Raw genomic sequence first — 15,425 nt, 5'->3', positions numbered from 1 at the left:
TACACGTTCTTAATGCCGTTGGCGAGTGCCGGATGAACAGCGGGAAGCGATGCGTTTTAACTTCCTCTGCGGCAAACGCTGATGCAGCAGAGGAAGATTATATCAAAAAAACGTGTAGAGGGGTTACTGCGGCGTAAATCGACGTAAATGTTGTACCGTCGCCAGCCAGGCGGCAATCCAGCCGATCATCGCAGCAATCAGCAGCAGCAGCAGGCTTTCATCCCACGTCATGCCGTGCAGAACAAAGGTGGTGCCGAACACCGTCGCAACCTGAGCTACCACGGACTCCAGCCGCATGACCAGCACACCGGAAAGCACCAGCGACAGCAGTGCACCGCTGAAGCCCAACAGCGCCCCACCGTACAAAAACGGGCGCAGCACAAAGCCATCGGTCGCGCCGATCAGCTTCTGCACGTTAATGGTATCGCGGCGGGCAAAGATGCTGAGCCGCACGCTGTTGCCGATCACCAGGAACACCGCCACAATCATCAGGATACCGATCATTGCCGCTACCTGCCCGACCAGTCCGGTCAGCGCAGCCAGCCGCGCAAACCAGCTGTCATCCATCTTAACTTCGTCCACGCCTTCCACTTTCGACACCCGCTCGCGCAGACTGTCCATGGTGTTGGAGCTTTGGAAGTTGAGCTTCGGAGTAATAATCGCCACCGCCGGTAGCGGATTTTGCTCCAGCATATCCATCGCACCGCCGAAGCCGGACCAGTTACGGAACTCGCCCAGCGCCTCTTCGCGCGACAGATAATTCACTTTATCCACGCCGTCTTCGGCTTTGAGCTTCGCCACCACGCCTTCAGCGGCATCGTCATCCAGCGTTTTACTGAAATAGACGGTCAGCTGCGGGGCCGGATACCACTGATCCGCTGCGGTGCTGACGTTTTTCCACACCATATAGCACACGCTGGGCAGGGTCAGCGAAATGGCGATCACCATCACCGTCAGCAACGTAGCCAGCGGCTGACGCCACATTTCAGACAGCGATCCGCGCATCGCATAGCGCCACTGTTCCTGCCAGCCGCCCTTCAGCGCTTTGCTTTTTGACGGCATTTTAGGCTTTGCGGCTTTCGCAGCGGCCGGGCGGGCGTTACGTTTATTCACCACGATAACCTCCGTGCAGACGGCCCTGGTTCAGCGTCATCAGGCGGTAGTTACGGCGGGCAATCAGCCCCATATCGTGGGTGGCCATTAACACGGTGACGCCCACGCGGTTGAACTCTTCAAACAGCCGCAGGATATCCTCAGACAGCGCTTCATCAAGGTTACCGGTCGGCTCATCCGCCAGCAGCACCGCTGGCTTGTTCACCACGGCACGGGCAATGCCCACGCGCTGCTGTTCACCGCCGGACAGCTGAATGGGAAAACTCTTCGCTTTGTCGAGCAGGCCAACCTTATCCAGCGCGGCCGACACGCGGCGGCGAATATCTTCCCCGCTGGCACCGGCGATAATCAGCGGGATCGCGACGTTGTCATAAACCGAACGATCCATCAGCAGATGGTGATCCTGGAATATCATGCCGATCTGGCGGCGCAGAAACGGCACTTCGCGGCTTTTCAGACGGCTGATATCGTGGCCGCTGAACCAGATATGCCCGGCGCTCGGGCGCTCAATGCCACAAATCAGCTTCAGCAAGGTGCTTTTCCCTGCCCCGGAATGTCCGGTCAGAAACGCCATTTCGCCGGGGCGCAGATGAAAATCTACCCCCTGCAGCGCTTGCCGACCGCCGAGATAAGCCTTACTGACTTCTTCAAAGCGAATCATCCTAAATTAATCCTCTCGGGCAAATAGTGCCTCTATAAAATCGTCAGCCTTAAACGATCGCAAGTCTTCAATACTTTCACCTACGCCAATATAGCGGATAGGAATGTTAAACTGGTCGGCCACCGAGAAGATCACCCCCCCCTTTGCCGTGCCGTCAAGCTTGGTCAGCGTAATGCCGGTCAGGCCAACGGCTTCATGGAACAGTTTAGTCTGGCTGATAGCATTCTGTCCGGTGCTGGCATCAATGGTCAGCATAACCTCATGCGGCGCATCCTCATCCAGCTTCTTCATCACGCGGGTGATTTTCTTCAGCTCTTCCATCAGATGCGATTTATTCTGCAGACGACCGGCGGTATCGGCAATCAGCACGTCCACGCCGCGCGCCTTCGCTGCCTGAATGGCGTCAAAGATCACCGAGGCAGAATCCGCACCGGTATGTTGCGCCACCACCGGAATATTGTTGCGCTGGCCCCACACCTGCAGCTGTTCCACCGCCGCCGCACGGAAGGTATCCCCCGCCGCCAGCATCACCGATTTGCCTTCGGCCTGGAACTGGCGCGCCAGTTTACCAATCGTCGTGGTTTTACCCACGCCGTTAACGCCCACCATCAGGATCACAAACGGTGTCTTGCCGCTGACGTCCAGCGGCGACTCTACGGTAGACAGGATGCTTGCCATTTCGGTTTTCAACAGACCGTACAGCGCTTCCGCATCACGCAGATCCTTACGGCTGGCCTGAGCGGTCAGGTTAGCAATAATACGGCGGGTGGTTTCCACACCCACGTCGGCGATCAGCAGCTGTTCTTCCAACTCTTCAAACAGATCGTCATCAATTTTTTTGCCGCGGAACAGGCCGATAAAGCCGGAACCGAGGTTCTGGCGGGTTTTCACCAGGCTGCGCTTCAGGCGGGCGAAGAAGCCTTCCTTCGTCGGGCGAACCTGCTCGGCGGTAGCAGCGGCTTCTGCTTCAGCACGGGCAGCCGCTTCCGCTTCAGCGCGGGCGGCGGACTCTGCCTCAGCGCGGGCGGCAGCTTCCGCTTCAGCACGGGCAGCGGCTTCCGCTTCAGCACGGGCGGCGGCTTCGGCTTCAGCGCGGGCAACGGCTTCGGCTTCAGCGCGGGCAACGGCTTCTGCTTCAGCACGAGCGGCAGCTTCGGCTTCGGCACGGGCAGCAGCTTCGGCTTCAGCACGGGCGGCAGCTTCCGCTTCAGCGCGGGCAGCAGCTTCCGCTTCAGCACGGGCAGTGGCTTCCGCTTCGGCACGGGCGGCGGCTTCCGCTTCAGCACGGGCAGCGGCTTCAGCTTCGGCACGGGCGGCGGCTTCCGCATCAACACGGGCAACGGCTTCAGCTTCAACACGAGCGGCAGCTTCGGCTTCGGCACGGACAGCGGCTTCCGCATCAGCACGAGCGGCAGCTTCTGCTTCAGCACGGGCAGCCGCTTCGGCTTCGGCGCGAGCGGCAGCTTCGGCTTCCGCCGTAGAATCAGCAGCAGGTTGCGGGTCTAACGTTTCTTTTACGTCTTCCTGCTGCGCCTTGTCTTCACGCCCCAGACCAAGCCAGGAAAAAAAGCCACGTTTTTTATTCTTTGCCATGGTGCAACCACACTCCTCGCGGGAAAAACCGTACCGGTCCGAAAATAAGCGAAAACTGTCTCTCGCAACCGCACGCGGGCGTCACAGTGCGGTTGCGGGAGACAGCCTAATCAATCCCTTAGTCTAACACTTTCTGCTGAGTGCATTACAGTTCCCTTTTTACGTTTCCTCAGCCCGGTTAGCCCGTTAAACTGTGCAACAAATTATTAAGAGTTCAGTACGATGATCAAGAAAACCCGCAGCGGCGCAGCCGGGCAAATACGCATTATTGGGGGCCTTTGGCGAGGCCGTAAGCTGCCGGTTCCGGACAGCACTGGCCTGCGCCCCACCACGGATCGCGTTCGCGAAACGCTATTTAACTGGCTGGCCTCCGATATTCAGGAAGCGCGATGCCTGGACTGCTACGCCGGGAGCGGCGCACTGGGGCTGGAAGCGCTGTCGCGCCATGCGGCCAGCGCCACGCTACTGGAACTGGAGCGTCCGGTGGCGCAGCAGCTGGAAAAAAACCTCGCCACGCTGGGGGCTAAAAACGGCCGGGTGGTGAATACCAACACGCTGCAGTTTCTCGCGCAGAAAGGCGACGCGCATCAGCTGGTGTTTATCGACCCCCCTTTCCGTAAAGGACTGCTGGAAGAAACCGTCACTCTGCTGGAAAACAACGGCTGGCTGAGTGATGAAGCACTGATCTACGTTGAAAGTGAAGTTGAACATGGCCTGCCGCCGGTGCCAGTAAACTGGCAGCTGCATCGGGAAAAAGTTGCCGGCCAGGTGGCGTACCGTCTCTATATCCGGCATGCCGTTGCAGAACTTTCGTCCTCAGAGGCGTAATCAATACTATTGCCTGCAACACAGGCTCGGAGAATTAACATGTTAATTAATGCAGGCCGTCTGCTGATGGTCTTTGTCTGGGGATTTTTGCTGCTGAACGTTGTTCACCCGTTCCCTAAACCGCTGACCCACTTCGTTAACGTCGCGCTGTTCTTTATGGTGATTATGCACGGCTTACAGCTGGTGCTGATGCGCTCAACGCAGCCGAAAGAGTCCCCGAAGCTGAGCGGTTTTACCCAGGCGAAAATTTTCTTCTTCGGCGTGTTTGAGCTGCTGGCCTGGCAGAAGAAAAACTTCCCAAAACAGTAATCTCCCGCTCGGAAAATCAGCCGCAGGTTTCAGGCGGCGTTCCACCTTCTGTTAACAGTCGGAAGCCGAACAGGGAGTAAAGCGGATAAAACGTGTTCCCTGTACCTGTAGCTCACCACGGCTGCCTTTATCGATCTGATGATAATCACTGGCGTCCAGCGCCAGCTTGATGTCCTCTGCGCCATTCAGCGGATGAAACCACGCCTCATAACGCATGTCTTCCACCGGGATCTGGTCACGCTGGCGCGAGCGCCGATCCGGTGCCAGATATTCCCGTTTCGTTTTCACTTCCACCATCAGGCTGCGCACGGGGGAGGCATCATTGGCGGCATTTTCCCGCCGCTGCTTGATAAATTGCCGTGTTGCCAGCACGGCGATCAGCGCAACCACAACCAGAAAAATTATCGGTGGCTTCATAGAACGGTTTTCTCCAGGGATACGGGGAACAGCACGCGATAAGCATACAACCGGACCAGGATGATTGTCACACCGCTGTCGGGTGGCCTAAACTGGGCGGAGTTGTGGAGTTTTTCGTCAATACAGGGAAAAATTATGATCTGGTCTTTTCTCGCAGTGCTTTTTTCCGGCTGGTTATACGTCGATGCCTCTTACCGCGGCCCGCAGTGGCAGCGCTGGGTGTTTAAACCCGTCACGCTACTGTTACTGCTGGCCTGGGCCTGGCAGGCACCCGTACTGAAAACCACCGACTATCTGATCCTGCTTGGCCTGCTGGCAACGCTGCTGGGCGATGCCCTGACCCTGCTGCCTGAACGCCGCATGCTGTATGCCATCGGCGCGTTTTTCCTTTCTCATCTACTGTACACCCTGTTCTTCGCCAGCCAGATGACGCTGAGCTTTTTCTGGCCTCTGCCGCTGGCGCTGCTGATTATTGGCGGCCTGCTGATTGCTACGGTCTGGAGCAGACTGGAGGAGCTGCGCTGGCCGGTGTGCACCTTTATCGGCATCACCCTGCTGATGGTCTGGCTGAGCGCCGAGCTGTATGTCTTCCGCCCAACCGACTACAGCTTCACGCTGATGGTGGGTGCCTCCCTGCTGCTGCTGGCTAATATCGTCTGGTTGGTCAGCCACTATCGCTTCCGCTTTAACGCCGATCGGGCGATTATTGCCGCCTGCTATTTTGCCGGTCACTTTATGATTGTGCGTTCGCTGTGGCTGTAGGGCTTGACTCTGGAGTGGACTCCAAAGTGTAAGATAGCTTTATGGCGGGCACTCACGCCCGCCGCTATCTTTCAGGAGGCGCTATGCACTCGCATTCTACTTGCAGCTGTGGTCACGACCACGCCCCCCATCAGCACGGTTGCAGCACTTCGGCCAAACGTCCCGTTATCCGCAAGATCACCGCGATTAGCGCAGCCAGCGTAGAAACGCCCTGCTGCGGTGATGCCTCCTGCAGTTCGGGAGACACCGCCGACGACGAGGGCGACAGGCGAGCGGGACTCTCCCGCTTCAGCTGGCAGGTTCAGGGTATGGACTGCCCAAGCTGCGCGCGCAAAGTCGAAACCGCCGTACGGCAGCTAAGCAGCGTGGATCGGGCCCGCGTGGTCTTTTCCAGCGAAAAGCTGGTGGTTGATGCCAACAGCGATGTGCGTAATGACGTTGAGAAAGCCGTGGCCCGCGCCGGTTTCCAGCTTCAGCGCAGCGATGCGCCAGACGCCGCTAAAACCGCCCAGCCCGTCCCCGGATTTTGGCAGGAGAACCGCAGCCTGATCCTGCTGGCCGTTCTGATGGCCGCCAGCTGGCTGCTGGACAGCGTCAACCCCGCAGCAGGCCAGCTTGCCTTTATTGCGACTACGCTTGTCGGCGTCTGGCCGATTGCACTCAGCGCACTGCGCCTGATGCGCAGCGGTTCCCCCTTCAGTATCGAAACCTTAATGAGCGTGGCGGCGATTGGCGCACTGTTTATTGGCGCAACGGCCGAAGCGGCGATGGTACTGCTGCTGTTTATGCTGGGTGAACGACTGGAATCCTTTGCCGCCAGCCGGGCGCGTAAAGGCGTAACGGCACTGATGGCGCTCAAGCCAGACCAGGCGGTGCGGATTACTGGCTCCCACCGCGAGAACGTACAGGTCAGCGCCCTGCGCCCGGGCGATTGCATTGAAGTTGCCGCCGGGGCGCGTCTGCCTGCGGATGCCCGGCTGCTTAGCCCGTTTGCCAGCTTTGATGAAAGCGCGCTTACCGGTGAATCAATCCCTGTTGAACGGCAGCAGGGAGAATCCATTGCCGCCGGTAGTCTGAGCGTGGATCGTCTGGTGCAGCTGGAAGTGGTGTCGAAACCGGGCGAAAGCGCCATCGACCGCATTCTGCATCTGATTGAAGAAGCGGAGGAGCGACGTGCACCGATTGAACGCTTCCTCGATCGCTTCAGCCGTGTCTATACCCCGGTGATTATGGCGCTGGCGCTGGCCGTTGCCGTTATCCCGCCGCTGCTGATGGGCACGGAATGGCAGCCGTGGATCTATAAAGGGTTAACGCTGCTGCTGATCGGCTGCCCGTGTGCGCTGGTGATCTCCACCCCTGCCGCGATTACGTCCGGACTGGCGGCGGCAACCCGCCGCGGTGCGTTAATTAAGGGCGGCGCAGCGCTGGAAAGCCTGGGTAGCGTTCGCACCATCGCCTTTGATAAAACCGGTACGCTCACCGAGGGTAAGCCCCGGGTCACCGCCATTCAGCCGTTTGCACAGCAGGATGAAGCGTGGCTGCTGTCAACGGCAGCGGCGATTGAGCAGGGTTCCTCGCATCCGCTGGCGCAGGCCATTGTCGCTGCCGCCGCAGAGCGCAGGCTAACTTTACCTGCCGCCACGGAACAGCGGGCGCTTGCCGGTAGCGGAGTAGAAGCAATAGTGAGCAATCGCTTACTTTCAATCAGCGCGCCGTCAAAAGTCGATGCAGAACGACTGGCTCAACATCGATCCGCCGTTGAGGCGCTGGAAAGCGCGGGCAATACGGTGGTGATCCTGCACGATACAGAGCAGCTTTATGGCCTGATCGCGCTGCGCGATACCCTGCGTGAAGATGCCAGAAACGCGCTGGCAGAACTAAAAGCAATGGGCATTCAGGGTGTGATGCTGACCGGAGATAATCCACGGGCTGCGGCGGCTATTGCCGGTGAACTGGGCATTGACTACCGCGCCAGCCTGCTGCCGGAAGATAAGGTGGCGGCGGTCAGCGCGCTTAACCAGCAGCAGCCGGTGGCAATGGTTGGCGACGGCATCAACGATGCGCCAGCCATGAAGGCAGCAACGATTGGTATTGCAATGGGCAGCGGCAGCGATGTGGCGCTGGAAACGGCTGACGCGGCGCTGACTCATAACCGGCTTACCGGGCTGGCGGCGATGATTGGCCTGTCGCGTGCCACTCACGCCAATATTCGCCAGAACATTACCATCGCGCTGGGGCTGAAGGCGGTGTTCCTGCTGACCACCCTGCTGGGGATCACCGGGCTGTGGCTGGCGGTGCTGGCGGATTCGGGTGCAACGGCATTAGTGACCGCTAACGCCCTGCGGCTGCTGCGCCGCAGATCGTAACTGTAGCCAGGGCGATAGCTATTCGCCCAGAGCCGTTAATTCAGGGGAGCCGAAAAGGCTCCCTTAAACGCCTTTCTTCAGCAGATAACGATACGGTAGCGCGTCGGTATTCTGTGCCAGCAGCGTATGCTCCATAAATCGGCAGAAACCGGGGATATCGCGCGTAGTCGCCGGGTCGTCAGCAATAATCAACAGCGTTTCGCCCTCCTGCATATGGCGCACGGTTTTACGCACCATCATGACCGGTTCCGGGCAGCGCAGGCCCAACGCATCAAGGGTCTTATCGGGGTTAGCGAAAAGGTCGCTCATGAGATTCTCAACAGTAATGATAACAAACAGCCGCTATTCTACCGCCGGACGGCCGGGGCGCAACAGCGCTATCGGACGATAACGTTTGCGCTAAAATTAACCATTGCAATAGCAGCACAACCGGGTAATATGCCGCAAAATCGCGCAAGCGACTGATGTGCGGCCGTCAATACGGCCAGTGCGTCTTAAATTTAAACTGGGTTCCCTCACCCCATTGATCTTAAAAAGGCTCAATATGATCGCATTTACTTCGCGTCAGCGTACCCACGCGCTGATCTGGCTCAGTCTGTTTCATCTGCTGGTGATCACCTCCAGCAACTATCTGGTCCAGCTGCCGGTTTCCATTTTTGGTCTGCACACCACCTGGGGCGCGTTCAGCTTCCCGTTTATCTTCCTTGCCACCGATCTGACGGTACGAATTTTCGGTGCCCCGCTGGCGCGTCGCATTATCCTGGCGGTGATGATCCCGGCCCTGTTTATCTCCTACCTGATTTCCGCGCTCTATTTTCAGGGGGAATGGCAGGGAGTGGACTCACTGAAAGAGATGAATATCTTTGTAGCCCGCATCGCCTGTGCCAGCTTTATGGCCTACGCGCTGGGTCAGATCCTCGATATTTATGTCTTTAACCGCCTGCGGCAGAAAGCCGCCTGGTGGATGGCACCGGCGGCGGCGATGTTCCTTGGCAATATCAGCGATACGGCAGCCTTCTTCTTCATTGCTTTCTACCAGAGCACCGATCCGTTTATGGCAACCCACTGGGTAGAGATCGCCATGGTGGATTACTGCTTTAAAGTCATGATCTGCATGATTTTCTTCCTGCCTGCCTATGGCCTGCTGCTCAACGCCACGCTGAAGCGATTAGCAGAAAAATCCAATGGTCCACAGGTTAATTTTGGGTAAGCTGGTTACACACAATGTCACGCAAGATAAGTTGCTTTTACACGCTGAATGCTATTGTATAAGTGCCTGATATCTTAAGTGATGACTAACAAAGGGACCCTGATGCGTAACCTACTGAAATATGCCGGAGTAAGTTTACTGGTAGTTGGCCTGGCCGCCTGCGATGGCAAGAGTGACACCGCCGCTGCGGATAAAAATGCCAGCAGCCAGGCAAGTCAGAGCAGCCAGACCGTTTCACTGATGGACGGCAAACTGAGCTTCGCGCTGCCTGCCGGCATGAGTGACAAAAGCGGCAAGCTGGGTACTCAGGCCAATAATATGCACGTTTACGCCGATGAATCAGGCCAGAAAGCGATCATTGTCATCGAAGGCGACAGCAGCAACGATACGCTGGAAGACCTGTCAAAACGCATGATCGAGCAGCAGCGTAGCCGCGCGCCTCAGCTGCAGGTGGTGACCAATAAAGAAATTACCGTTAACGACCAGCAGCTACAGCAGCTGGATACGGTGATCTCCGCTAACAATCAGACCGTCTGGTCTTCGCTGGTGATGGGCAAAGTAGATGGCAAACTGCTGACCATGCAGATCTCCCTGCCGGGAGACGATCAGCAGGCCGCGCAGACCGAAGCGGGAAATATCCTGAAAACGCTTCAGCTGAAGTAATACTGCGCTCACAAAAAAACCTCCCATCTTCGTCATCGGGCTTCAACAGAAGCCCGTTTCAGAAGTGGGAGGTTTTTTTACGTCAGGCGCTTACAGACCGGCCGTTTCGCGAATGTATTTACGTGCTTTTACCGCGTATTCAAACGGGTTAGCCAGCGCAGGGTCCTGCTCGGCTTCCACTACCATCCAGCCTTTGTAGCCGAAATCGTCGAGGATTTTGAACACCGGTTTGAAATCAATCACGCCGTCGCCCGGAACGGTAAAGGTGCCTTTCTTCACGCCGTCCAGGAACGACAGCTTCTGGCTTCTGACCTGATCGACGATTTCATCACGCACGTCTTTCAGGTGTACGTGGTTAATACGCGGCAGATACCTGGTCAGAATCGCCAGCATCTTCTCCTGGCTGCCTTCTGAGTAATAGGCGTGGCCGGTATCGAACAGCAGATAAACGTCGTCATTGGTTTCCGCCATAAAGCGATCCACTTCTTCCGTGGTCTGAATGCCGGTACCCATATGGTGATGCAGACCCACCGTCATGCCCTTCTCAGCGGCCAGTTTTGCCAGCTCGTTGTAGCCTTCGGTAGTCAGACGCCACTGCTCATCGGTAAAGATCGGCTTCTCTTCCAGTACCGCTTTGGTGGTGCCCTGAATGCTCAGGCTCTGCTCGGAGCAGCCAATCACTTTCGCCCCCATCGCATGCAGGAAGTCGCGATGGTTGATGAACTCGTCGATGGTCTTCGCTTTGTCGCCGTTGGCGAAGAAGGTGCTGAACCAGGCGTTAACGATCTGAATGCCACGAATATCCAGCATCGGCTTCAATACTGCCGGGTCGCGCGGGTATTTGCTGCCCACTTCGCTGCCGACAAAACCGGCCAGCGCCATTTCGCTGACGATCTGCTGGAAGGTGTTCTCTTTACCCAGCTCCGGCATGTCATCGTTAGTCCAGCCGATCGGGGCAATAGCCAGTTTGACGTTATCTTTGTTCATGATCCTACCTCTGGTGTTCACCGGGCGGCCACAACCGCCCGCTGTTATTTCCGCAGCAGTTCACGCTCGATCAGTTCGCGCGTAGCAACCGCTTCAACGTTCATTTCTTCCGGATAACCGAACAGCGCTGCGGCGATAATCGGATCGCCGCCGACCTTGAAGGTTTGCTCAGCAAACTTCATATCGCGCAGAGTCTGGAACAGCGTCGGGAAATCAACCTCACCTTTACCCACGGCAACGTGCTGGTGAATCGTGGCGTCCACACCCGGTGGGTTCACGATATAGCGGCAGTGCTTGGTATGGTTCATGGTGTCAGCAATCAGCACGTGGGACAGATCGGCACCGGCGTACTCCAGCATTGGCTTCACATCGCCCTTGCCTTTGTCGTAGAAGAAAGTGTGCGGTGCGCTGTACAGGTACTTCACGTTCTCACTGCGGAACGATTTCACAATATCGGCCGTTTCATTGCTGTTTTCGCAGAAATCCCACGGATGTGACTGGATTTCGATGCGAATGCCTTCGCGTTCAACGATAGGCAGCAGCTCTTCCATGGAGCGATAGAACATCTCTTCACAGATTTCTGGTTCGTTCGGGTTACCGGAAAGTTCGGTATTAATAACCTGCACACCGGTCTCTACCGCGATCTCAATCATACGTTTCCAGTTGCGAACGGCAGCCTGGCGGCGTGCCTCGTCGGGACCGGACCAGCGATAAACCACGATGTATGAGGAGATCTCTAACCCGGTAGCACGCAGCGCGTTTTTGTACTCGGTGATAATTTCGCGGCTGGCTTTAGGATGCTTGTAGAACGGGTTGATCTGTGGATGCGGGGACTGCTCAATATATTTGTAGCCCCAGTCAGCCACCTGGTGAACCATTTTTGTGATGCCCAAATCTCGAATGACATCCACATCAAAGGCAATTTTCATCAGACTCTCCGTGATTAAATCAGTACGCTGTTTTACGGTTTCCCCTGCTCACCGGCAGGGGAAGGTGCGGTAGCAGCGCGGCGATTAGTTGTAGAACGCCGGGCGCTCTGGCAGTTCCACCGGCTCAATCGCCCCGCTGTTCTGCGCTTTATGGCAGGCATCAGCGGCAACGGAAGCGGCATAACCGTCCCAGGCGGATGGCCCGGTCAGCTTGCCTGCGGTGGCATCATTAATAAACGCCTGCAACTCAACGTCATAGGCATCGATAAAGCGGTCTTTCCAGTCGGTCAGAATGGCGGTAGAAAGCTGCGCGTTCTTACGCATCTGCACGGCAGACGGCTCTGGCAGCTTAGCAATCCCTTCTTCACCGACCACTTCGCACTGGATGTCGTAGCCGTATGCGCAGTTAACGAAGATTTCAACGTCAATGCGGATACCTTTACGGGTTTCAAACAGAACGATCTGCGGATCTTTCAGTTTTGCATGGGTTTTGGAGGTTACGCGTGGGAAGACAACCTGTACAGATTTGTAGTCGTCTTCGGTCAGCCAGCGCAGTACATCCAGCTCGTGGATCAGCGTGTTAGTAATCGCCATATCGGTAGTGTAGTTCTCCGGTACGGTCGGGTTACGGTGCGCGCAGTGCAGCATCAGCGGCTCGCCGATTTCACCATCGGTAATCACTTTTTTCAGCGCGCGGTAGCCGGCGTCGTACGGGCGCATAAAGCCAACCTGCACCAGGCGCTTGCCGAATTTAATCTCTGCATCCACCACGCGGCGGCAGCCTTCAGCGGTCATCGCCAGCGGCTTTTCACAGAACACAGGCTTACCGGCAGCGATTGCAGCCAGCGTGTACTCTTCGTGCGTTGGGTCCCATGAAGTCACCAGCACGGCATCCACGTTGGAAGAGTTCACGACGTCGTGACCGTCTGCGTAAACTTCAGCATTCAGACCCAGACGCGCAACGGCCGCTTTCGCGCCTTCCACGTTGATATCAGAGACGGCCACAACCTCTGCACCCTGCAGTACTTTGCTGCAGCGACGGATATGTTCCTGACCGATGGCACCAGCACCAATAACACCTAACTTTAACGTCATGATCGATCCTTACTTGAGTAGGGGGTAAAAGCGGGCTAAGCAGCCCGCGCTTTAAAGGCAAAAAAGAACAGCAAAAGGAACAATAAAAAATGCGTTATTAATATTCGCGAGCCTGGTCGATATGCTCGTTAAGCTTACGGGCAACGGCGTCCACTCGCTCAGAGTCGGAAACCTGTGCTCCGCCCACGCGCCACCAGCTGAAATACTTGTGGATCATGGTTTTCGGCAGAACTTTAATATCGAACAGGGTGGAAACAGTCTGCTTCTGCGCATCAATCAGCGCGGCCTTCAGCTCTTCCAGCGTGGTAATACGGTAAGTTTTGCAGCCGTAGCCTGCGGCAATCGCGGCGAAATCAATCGGTACAAAGCCACCGTTCAGCTTGCCGGTTTCCGCGTTACGGAAGCGGAACTCGGTGGTGAAGCTGTCCATACCGTGTTCCATCTGCAGGTTGTTAATGCAGCCGTTGGTCATGTTATCCAGCAGCACCACGTTGATTTTGGCGCCTTCCTGAATCGAAGTAACCAGTTCGGAGTGCAGCATCTGGAATGAACCGTCGCCTACCATGGTGTAAACCTCACGGTGCGGCTCGGCCAGCTTAACGCCGAGAGAAGCGTTGACCTCGTAGCCCATGCAGGAGTAGCCATACTCGACGTGATAGCTGTTGTAATCTTTGGTGCGCCACATGCGCTGCAGATCGCCCGGCAGGCTGCCCGCGGCGGCGACAATCACCGAATCCTTTGGGAGGTGCTCGTTGAGCGTCCCCAGTACGCTGCTCTGCGTCAGGAATGAACCGGTCAGACGGTTGAACTCGGCAAACAGCGCTTCGCGGTCAATGTGGTCAGCGATTTCCGGCACAAAGTTCTCTTCGCTGTACACCGCCGAGTAAACGCGCTGAGTTTCTTTCAGCAGCTTGCTCTGTGCCTGGCTTACCTGCTCACCCCAGCCGTTGCGGATCGTTTCCACGCGGCTGTTCAGCGCGTTCAGCGCTTCCTGGGCATCGGCCACAACCTGCACCGCATCCAGCTTGTAGGCATCAAAATTGCTGACGTTGATGTTGATGTAGTTCACGTCCGGGTTCTGGAAGATCCATTTTGACGCGGTGGTAAAGTCGGTGTAGCGCGTACCGATACCAATCACCAGGTCGGCCTCTTTCGCCAACAGATTAGCGGCCAGGCAGCCGGTTTCACCCACGCCGCCCACGTTCAGCGGATGGTCGGAAACGATGGTGCCTTTACCGGCCTGAGTTTCAGCAAACGGGATACCGTGACGCTCGGCGAAGGCCAGCAGCGCTGCGCCCGCGCCGGAGTACTTCACCCCGCCGCCGCAGATGATCATCGGCTTGTGTTTTTCAGCAATCAGCTTCAGCGCGTCGGCCAGCTGGCCTTCGGTTGGCAGACGGCGCTCAATGCGGTGCACACGCTTCTGGAAGAAATATTCCGGGAAGTCATAGGCTTCACCCTGCACATCCTGCGGCAGAGAAATGGTCACCGCGCCGGTTTCTGCCGGGTCGGTCAGCACGCGGAAGGCGTTGATACAGGCGGTCATCAGCTGCTCAGGACGGTTAACGCGGTCCCAGTATTTGCTGACGGCGCGGAAGGCGTCGTTGGTGCTGATGCTCAGATCGTGGCTCTGCTCAATCTGCTGTAGAACCGGATCCGGCTGGCGGGTGGCAAACACATCGCCCGGCAGCAGTAATAAAGGAATGCGGTTAGCGGTGGCGGTCGCCGCAGCGGTAATCATGTTGGCCGCGCCCGGTCCGACGGAAGAAGTACAGGCGATAATCTCGCGGCGCAGCTTCTGCTTGGCATAGCCCATTGCCGCATGCGCCATACCCTGCTCGTTACGGCCCTGATACACCACCAGATCGCCGTTGTTGTGTTCCAGAGCCTGGCCCAGACCCAGCACGTTGCCGTGGCCAAAGATGGCAAAAATGCCCTTAACGAATTTGGTCTCAACGCCGTCTACCGACAGATACTGGTTGTCCAGGAATCTGACCAGAGCCTGTGCTGTAGTTAATCTGATCTTGCCCATTTGCTCTTCCTTTATTTGTCGGGGACGCAACTCAGGTCCACCGGTATTCGCATTTTTGGTCGCCATGGTGAGAAATCGGCGACAGCTATAAGTGAAACGTGAGCCGATTATAAACAAATATTTTTTTCACTAAACAGAATTACAGAAGAAACATTTCATTTTGCGAGTGAGATCAAATTCTGCGGTGAAACGGGGATGAATGGGGGGATCGGAGGGGGGGAAATGAAACGCTTACCCTCATCCAGACATAAAATGATAAAAACCCTTTCACTTCAATACGTTTACTCTGGTTATCTAAGAAAGTTGAGATATCGCTCACATCTCCTGAGCCGCCTGAAACGGCATGACATCTGCCGTACGGATATTCCGCTGTGCAAGAGTTTTAACCACCTCACACTTTTGGGGCAATAATTTCATTTCATATTGAAATTGGAATTTTTATTCCTCATACTCGTTGGCA

The 15,425-nt window shown here is 56.6% G+C and carries 15 protein-coding genes; 6 read left to right on the top strand and 9 right to left on the bottom strand.

Translation table 11 applies throughout. The features are described from left to right. Positions 1-123 precede the first annotated feature (123 nt). The 3 genes from ftsX to ftsY are packed head-to-tail and all read right to left on the bottom strand — an operon-like array spanning position 124 to position 3,367. Entirely contained in the window at positions 124-1,116 is a 993-nt protein-coding gene (gene ftsX, locus OMR58_RS07615) for a permease-like cell division protein FtsX (RefSeq protein WP_200546764.1), read from the bottom strand. After that, on the bottom strand, positions 1,106-1,774 hold the full coding sequence (ftsE, locus tag OMR58_RS07610) for a cell division ATP-binding protein FtsE (RefSeq protein ID WP_105594085.1): 669 nt from the start codon (positions 1,772-1,774) through the stop codon (positions 1,106-1,108). Before ftsE ends, ftsX begins: the two co-directional genes overlap by 11 nt. A 6-nt stretch (positions 1,775-1,780) precedes the next feature. Beyond that, complete coding sequence (gene ftsY / locus OMR58_RS07605; RefSeq protein ID WP_264545620.1) at positions 1,781-3,367, bottom strand: signal recognition particle-docking protein FtsY; 1,587 nt, start codon at positions 3,365-3,367, stop codon at positions 1,781-1,783. Positions 3,368-3,589: 222 nt separating this feature from the next. On the opposite strand from ftsY, the gene rsmD reads away from it, so the two are divergent. After that, positions 3,590-4,195 (top strand): 16S rRNA (guanine(966)-N(2))-methyltransferase, encoded by a 606-nt coding sequence (gene rsmD / locus OMR58_RS07600; protein WP_264545619.1) that lies wholly within the window; start codon positions 3,590-3,592, stop codon positions 4,193-4,195. A 39-nt stretch (positions 4,196-4,234) separates the two neighbouring features. Further along, positions 4,235-4,504: a DUF1145 family protein gene (locus OMR58_RS07595; protein ID WP_200546767.1), complete on the top strand. Its 270-nt coding sequence runs from the start codon at positions 4,235-4,237 to the stop codon at positions 4,502-4,504. Positions 4,505-4,555: 51 nt separating this feature from the next. Here the strand turns inward: OMR58_RS07595 and OMR58_RS07590 are convergent, their stop codons facing one another. Then, the gene (locus tag OMR58_RS07590; RefSeq protein ID WP_264545618.1) at positions 4,556-4,921 is read right to left on the bottom strand and encodes a DUF2500 domain-containing protein; all 366 of its coding nucleotides are present in this window, start codon (positions 4,919-4,921) and stop codon (positions 4,556-4,558) included. 135 nt (positions 4,922-5,056) lie between these two features. Here OMR58_RS07590 and OMR58_RS07585 point away from each other — a divergent pair, with 135 nt between their 5' ends. Both OMR58_RS07585 and OMR58_RS07580 read left to right on the top strand, forming a co-directional pair. After that, a complete protein-coding gene (locus OMR58_RS07585) occupies positions 5,057-5,683 on the top strand; it encodes a lysoplasmalogenase (RefSeq protein WP_200560923.1) in 627 nt (208 codons plus the stop codon). A gap of 83 nt (positions 5,684-5,766) precedes the next feature. Beyond that, the gene (locus OMR58_RS07580; RefSeq protein WP_264545617.1) at positions 5,767-8,049 is read left to right on the top strand and encodes a zinc/cadmium/mercury/lead-transporting ATPase; all 2,283 of its coding nucleotides are present in this window, start codon (positions 5,767-5,769) and stop codon (positions 8,047-8,049) included. 63 nt (positions 8,050-8,112) lie between these two features. Here OMR58_RS07580 and tusA read toward each other — a convergent pair whose 3' ends face one another. Further along, entirely contained in the window at positions 8,113-8,358 is a 246-nt protein-coding gene (tusA, locus tag OMR58_RS07575; RefSeq protein WP_105594092.1) for a sulfurtransferase TusA, read from the bottom strand. A gap of 235 nt (positions 8,359-8,593) precedes the next feature. Here tusA and OMR58_RS07570 point away from each other — a divergent pair, with 235 nt between their 5' ends. After that, positions 8,594-9,259, top strand: coding sequence for a 7-cyano-7-deazaguanine/7-aminomethyl-7-deazaguanine transporter (locus OMR58_RS07570; RefSeq protein WP_105594093.1), 666 nt, complete (start codon positions 8,594-8,596; stop codon positions 9,257-9,259). A gap of 102 nt (positions 9,260-9,361) precedes the next feature. After that, a complete protein-coding gene (locus tag OMR58_RS07565) occupies positions 9,362-9,922 on the top strand; it encodes a DcrB family lipoprotein (RefSeq protein WP_200560929.1) in 561 nt (186 codons plus the stop codon). A gap of 90 nt (positions 9,923-10,012) precedes the next feature. Here the strand turns inward: OMR58_RS07565 and iolE are convergent, their stop codons facing one another. From iolE to iolD, 4 genes are all read right to left on the bottom strand, one after another. After that, positions 10,013-10,909 (bottom strand): myo-inosose-2 dehydratase, encoded by an 897-nt coding sequence (gene iolE, locus OMR58_RS07560; protein ID WP_105594095.1) that lies wholly within the window; start codon positions 10,907-10,909, stop codon positions 10,013-10,015. Between the two features lie 44 nt (positions 10,910-10,953). Then, positions 10,954-11,838 (bottom strand): sugar phosphate isomerase/epimerase family protein, encoded by an 885-nt coding sequence (locus OMR58_RS07555; RefSeq protein ID WP_105594096.1) that lies wholly within the window; start codon positions 11,836-11,838, stop codon positions 10,954-10,956. Between the two features lie 84 nt (positions 11,839-11,922). Continuing rightward, positions 11,923-12,933 carry a Gfo/Idh/MocA family protein gene (locus OMR58_RS07550; RefSeq protein WP_105594097.1) on the bottom strand — a complete coding sequence of 337 codons (1,011 nt, stop codon included), beginning with the start codon at positions 12,931-12,933 and terminating at the stop codon, positions 11,923-11,925. Between the two features lie 97 nt (positions 12,934-13,030). Beyond that, a complete protein-coding gene (gene iolD, locus OMR58_RS07545; RefSeq protein WP_200546772.1) occupies positions 13,031-14,965 on the bottom strand; it encodes a 3D-(3,5/4)-trihydroxycyclohexane-1,2-dione acylhydrolase (decyclizing) in 1,935 nt (644 codons plus the stop codon). Between the last annotated feature and the right edge of the window lie 460 nt (positions 14,966-15,425).

It is taken from the genome of Erwinia sp. INIA01 (assembly GCF_025947915.1).
GTDB lineage: Bacteria > Pseudomonadota > Gammaproteobacteria > Enterobacterales > Enterobacteriaceae > Erwinia > Erwinia coffeiphila.
The sequence above is the reverse complement of the archived record's forward strand: the minus strand, read 5'-3'. Positions and strand labels throughout refer to the sequence as shown.

What these genes read in the sequence shown, in the direction of transcription:
- tusA (WP_105594092.1), bottom strand. Translation starts at nt 8,358, where the DNA reads ATGAGCGACCTTTTCGCTAACCCCGATAAGACCCTTGATGCGTTGGGC.
- OMR58_RS07585 (WP_200560923.1), top strand. Translation starts at nt 5,057, where the DNA reads ATGATCTGGTCTTTTCTCGCAGTGCTTTTTTCCGGCTGGTTATACGTC.
- OMR58_RS07590 (WP_264545618.1), bottom strand. Translation starts at nt 4,921, where the DNA reads ATGAAGCCACCGATAATTTTTCTGGTTGTGGTTGCGCTGATCGCCGTG.
- iolD (WP_200546772.1), bottom strand. Translation starts at nt 14,965, where the DNA reads ATGGGCAAGATCAGATTAACTACAGCACAGGCTCTGGTCAGATTCCTG.
- OMR58_RS07550 (WP_105594097.1), bottom strand. Translation starts at nt 12,933, where the DNA reads ATGACGTTAAAGTTAGGTGTTATTGGTGCTGGTGCCATCGGTCAGGAA.
- rsmD (WP_264545619.1), top strand. Translation starts at nt 3,590, where the DNA reads ATGATCAAGAAAACCCGCAGCGGCGCAGCCGGGCAAATACGCATTATT.
- iolE (WP_105594095.1), bottom strand. Translation starts at nt 10,909, where the DNA reads ATGAACAAAGATAACGTCAAACTGGCTATTGCCCCGATCGGCTGGACT.
- OMR58_RS07570 (WP_105594093.1), top strand. Translation starts at nt 8,594, where the DNA reads ATGATCGCATTTACTTCGCGTCAGCGTACCCACGCGCTGATCTGGCTC.
- OMR58_RS07555 (WP_105594096.1), bottom strand. Translation starts at nt 11,838, where the DNA reads ATGAAAATTGCCTTTGATGTGGATGTCATTCGAGATTTGGGCATCACA.
- OMR58_RS07595 (WP_200546767.1), top strand. Translation starts at nt 4,235, where the DNA reads ATGTTAATTAATGCAGGCCGTCTGCTGATGGTCTTTGTCTGGGGATTT.
- ftsE (WP_105594085.1), bottom strand. Translation starts at nt 1,774, where the DNA reads ATGATTCGCTTTGAAGAAGTCAGTAAGGCTTATCTCGGCGGTCGGCAA.
- OMR58_RS07580 (WP_264545617.1), top strand. Translation starts at nt 5,767, where the DNA reads ATGCACTCGCATTCTACTTGCAGCTGTGGTCACGACCACGCCCCCCAT.
- ftsY (WP_264545620.1), bottom strand. Translation starts at nt 3,367, where the DNA reads ATGGCAAAGAATAAAAAACGTGGCTTTTTTTCCTGGCTTGGTCTGGGG.
- OMR58_RS07565 (WP_200560929.1), top strand. Translation starts at nt 9,362, where the DNA reads ATGCGTAACCTACTGAAATATGCCGGAGTAAGTTTACTGGTAGTTGGC.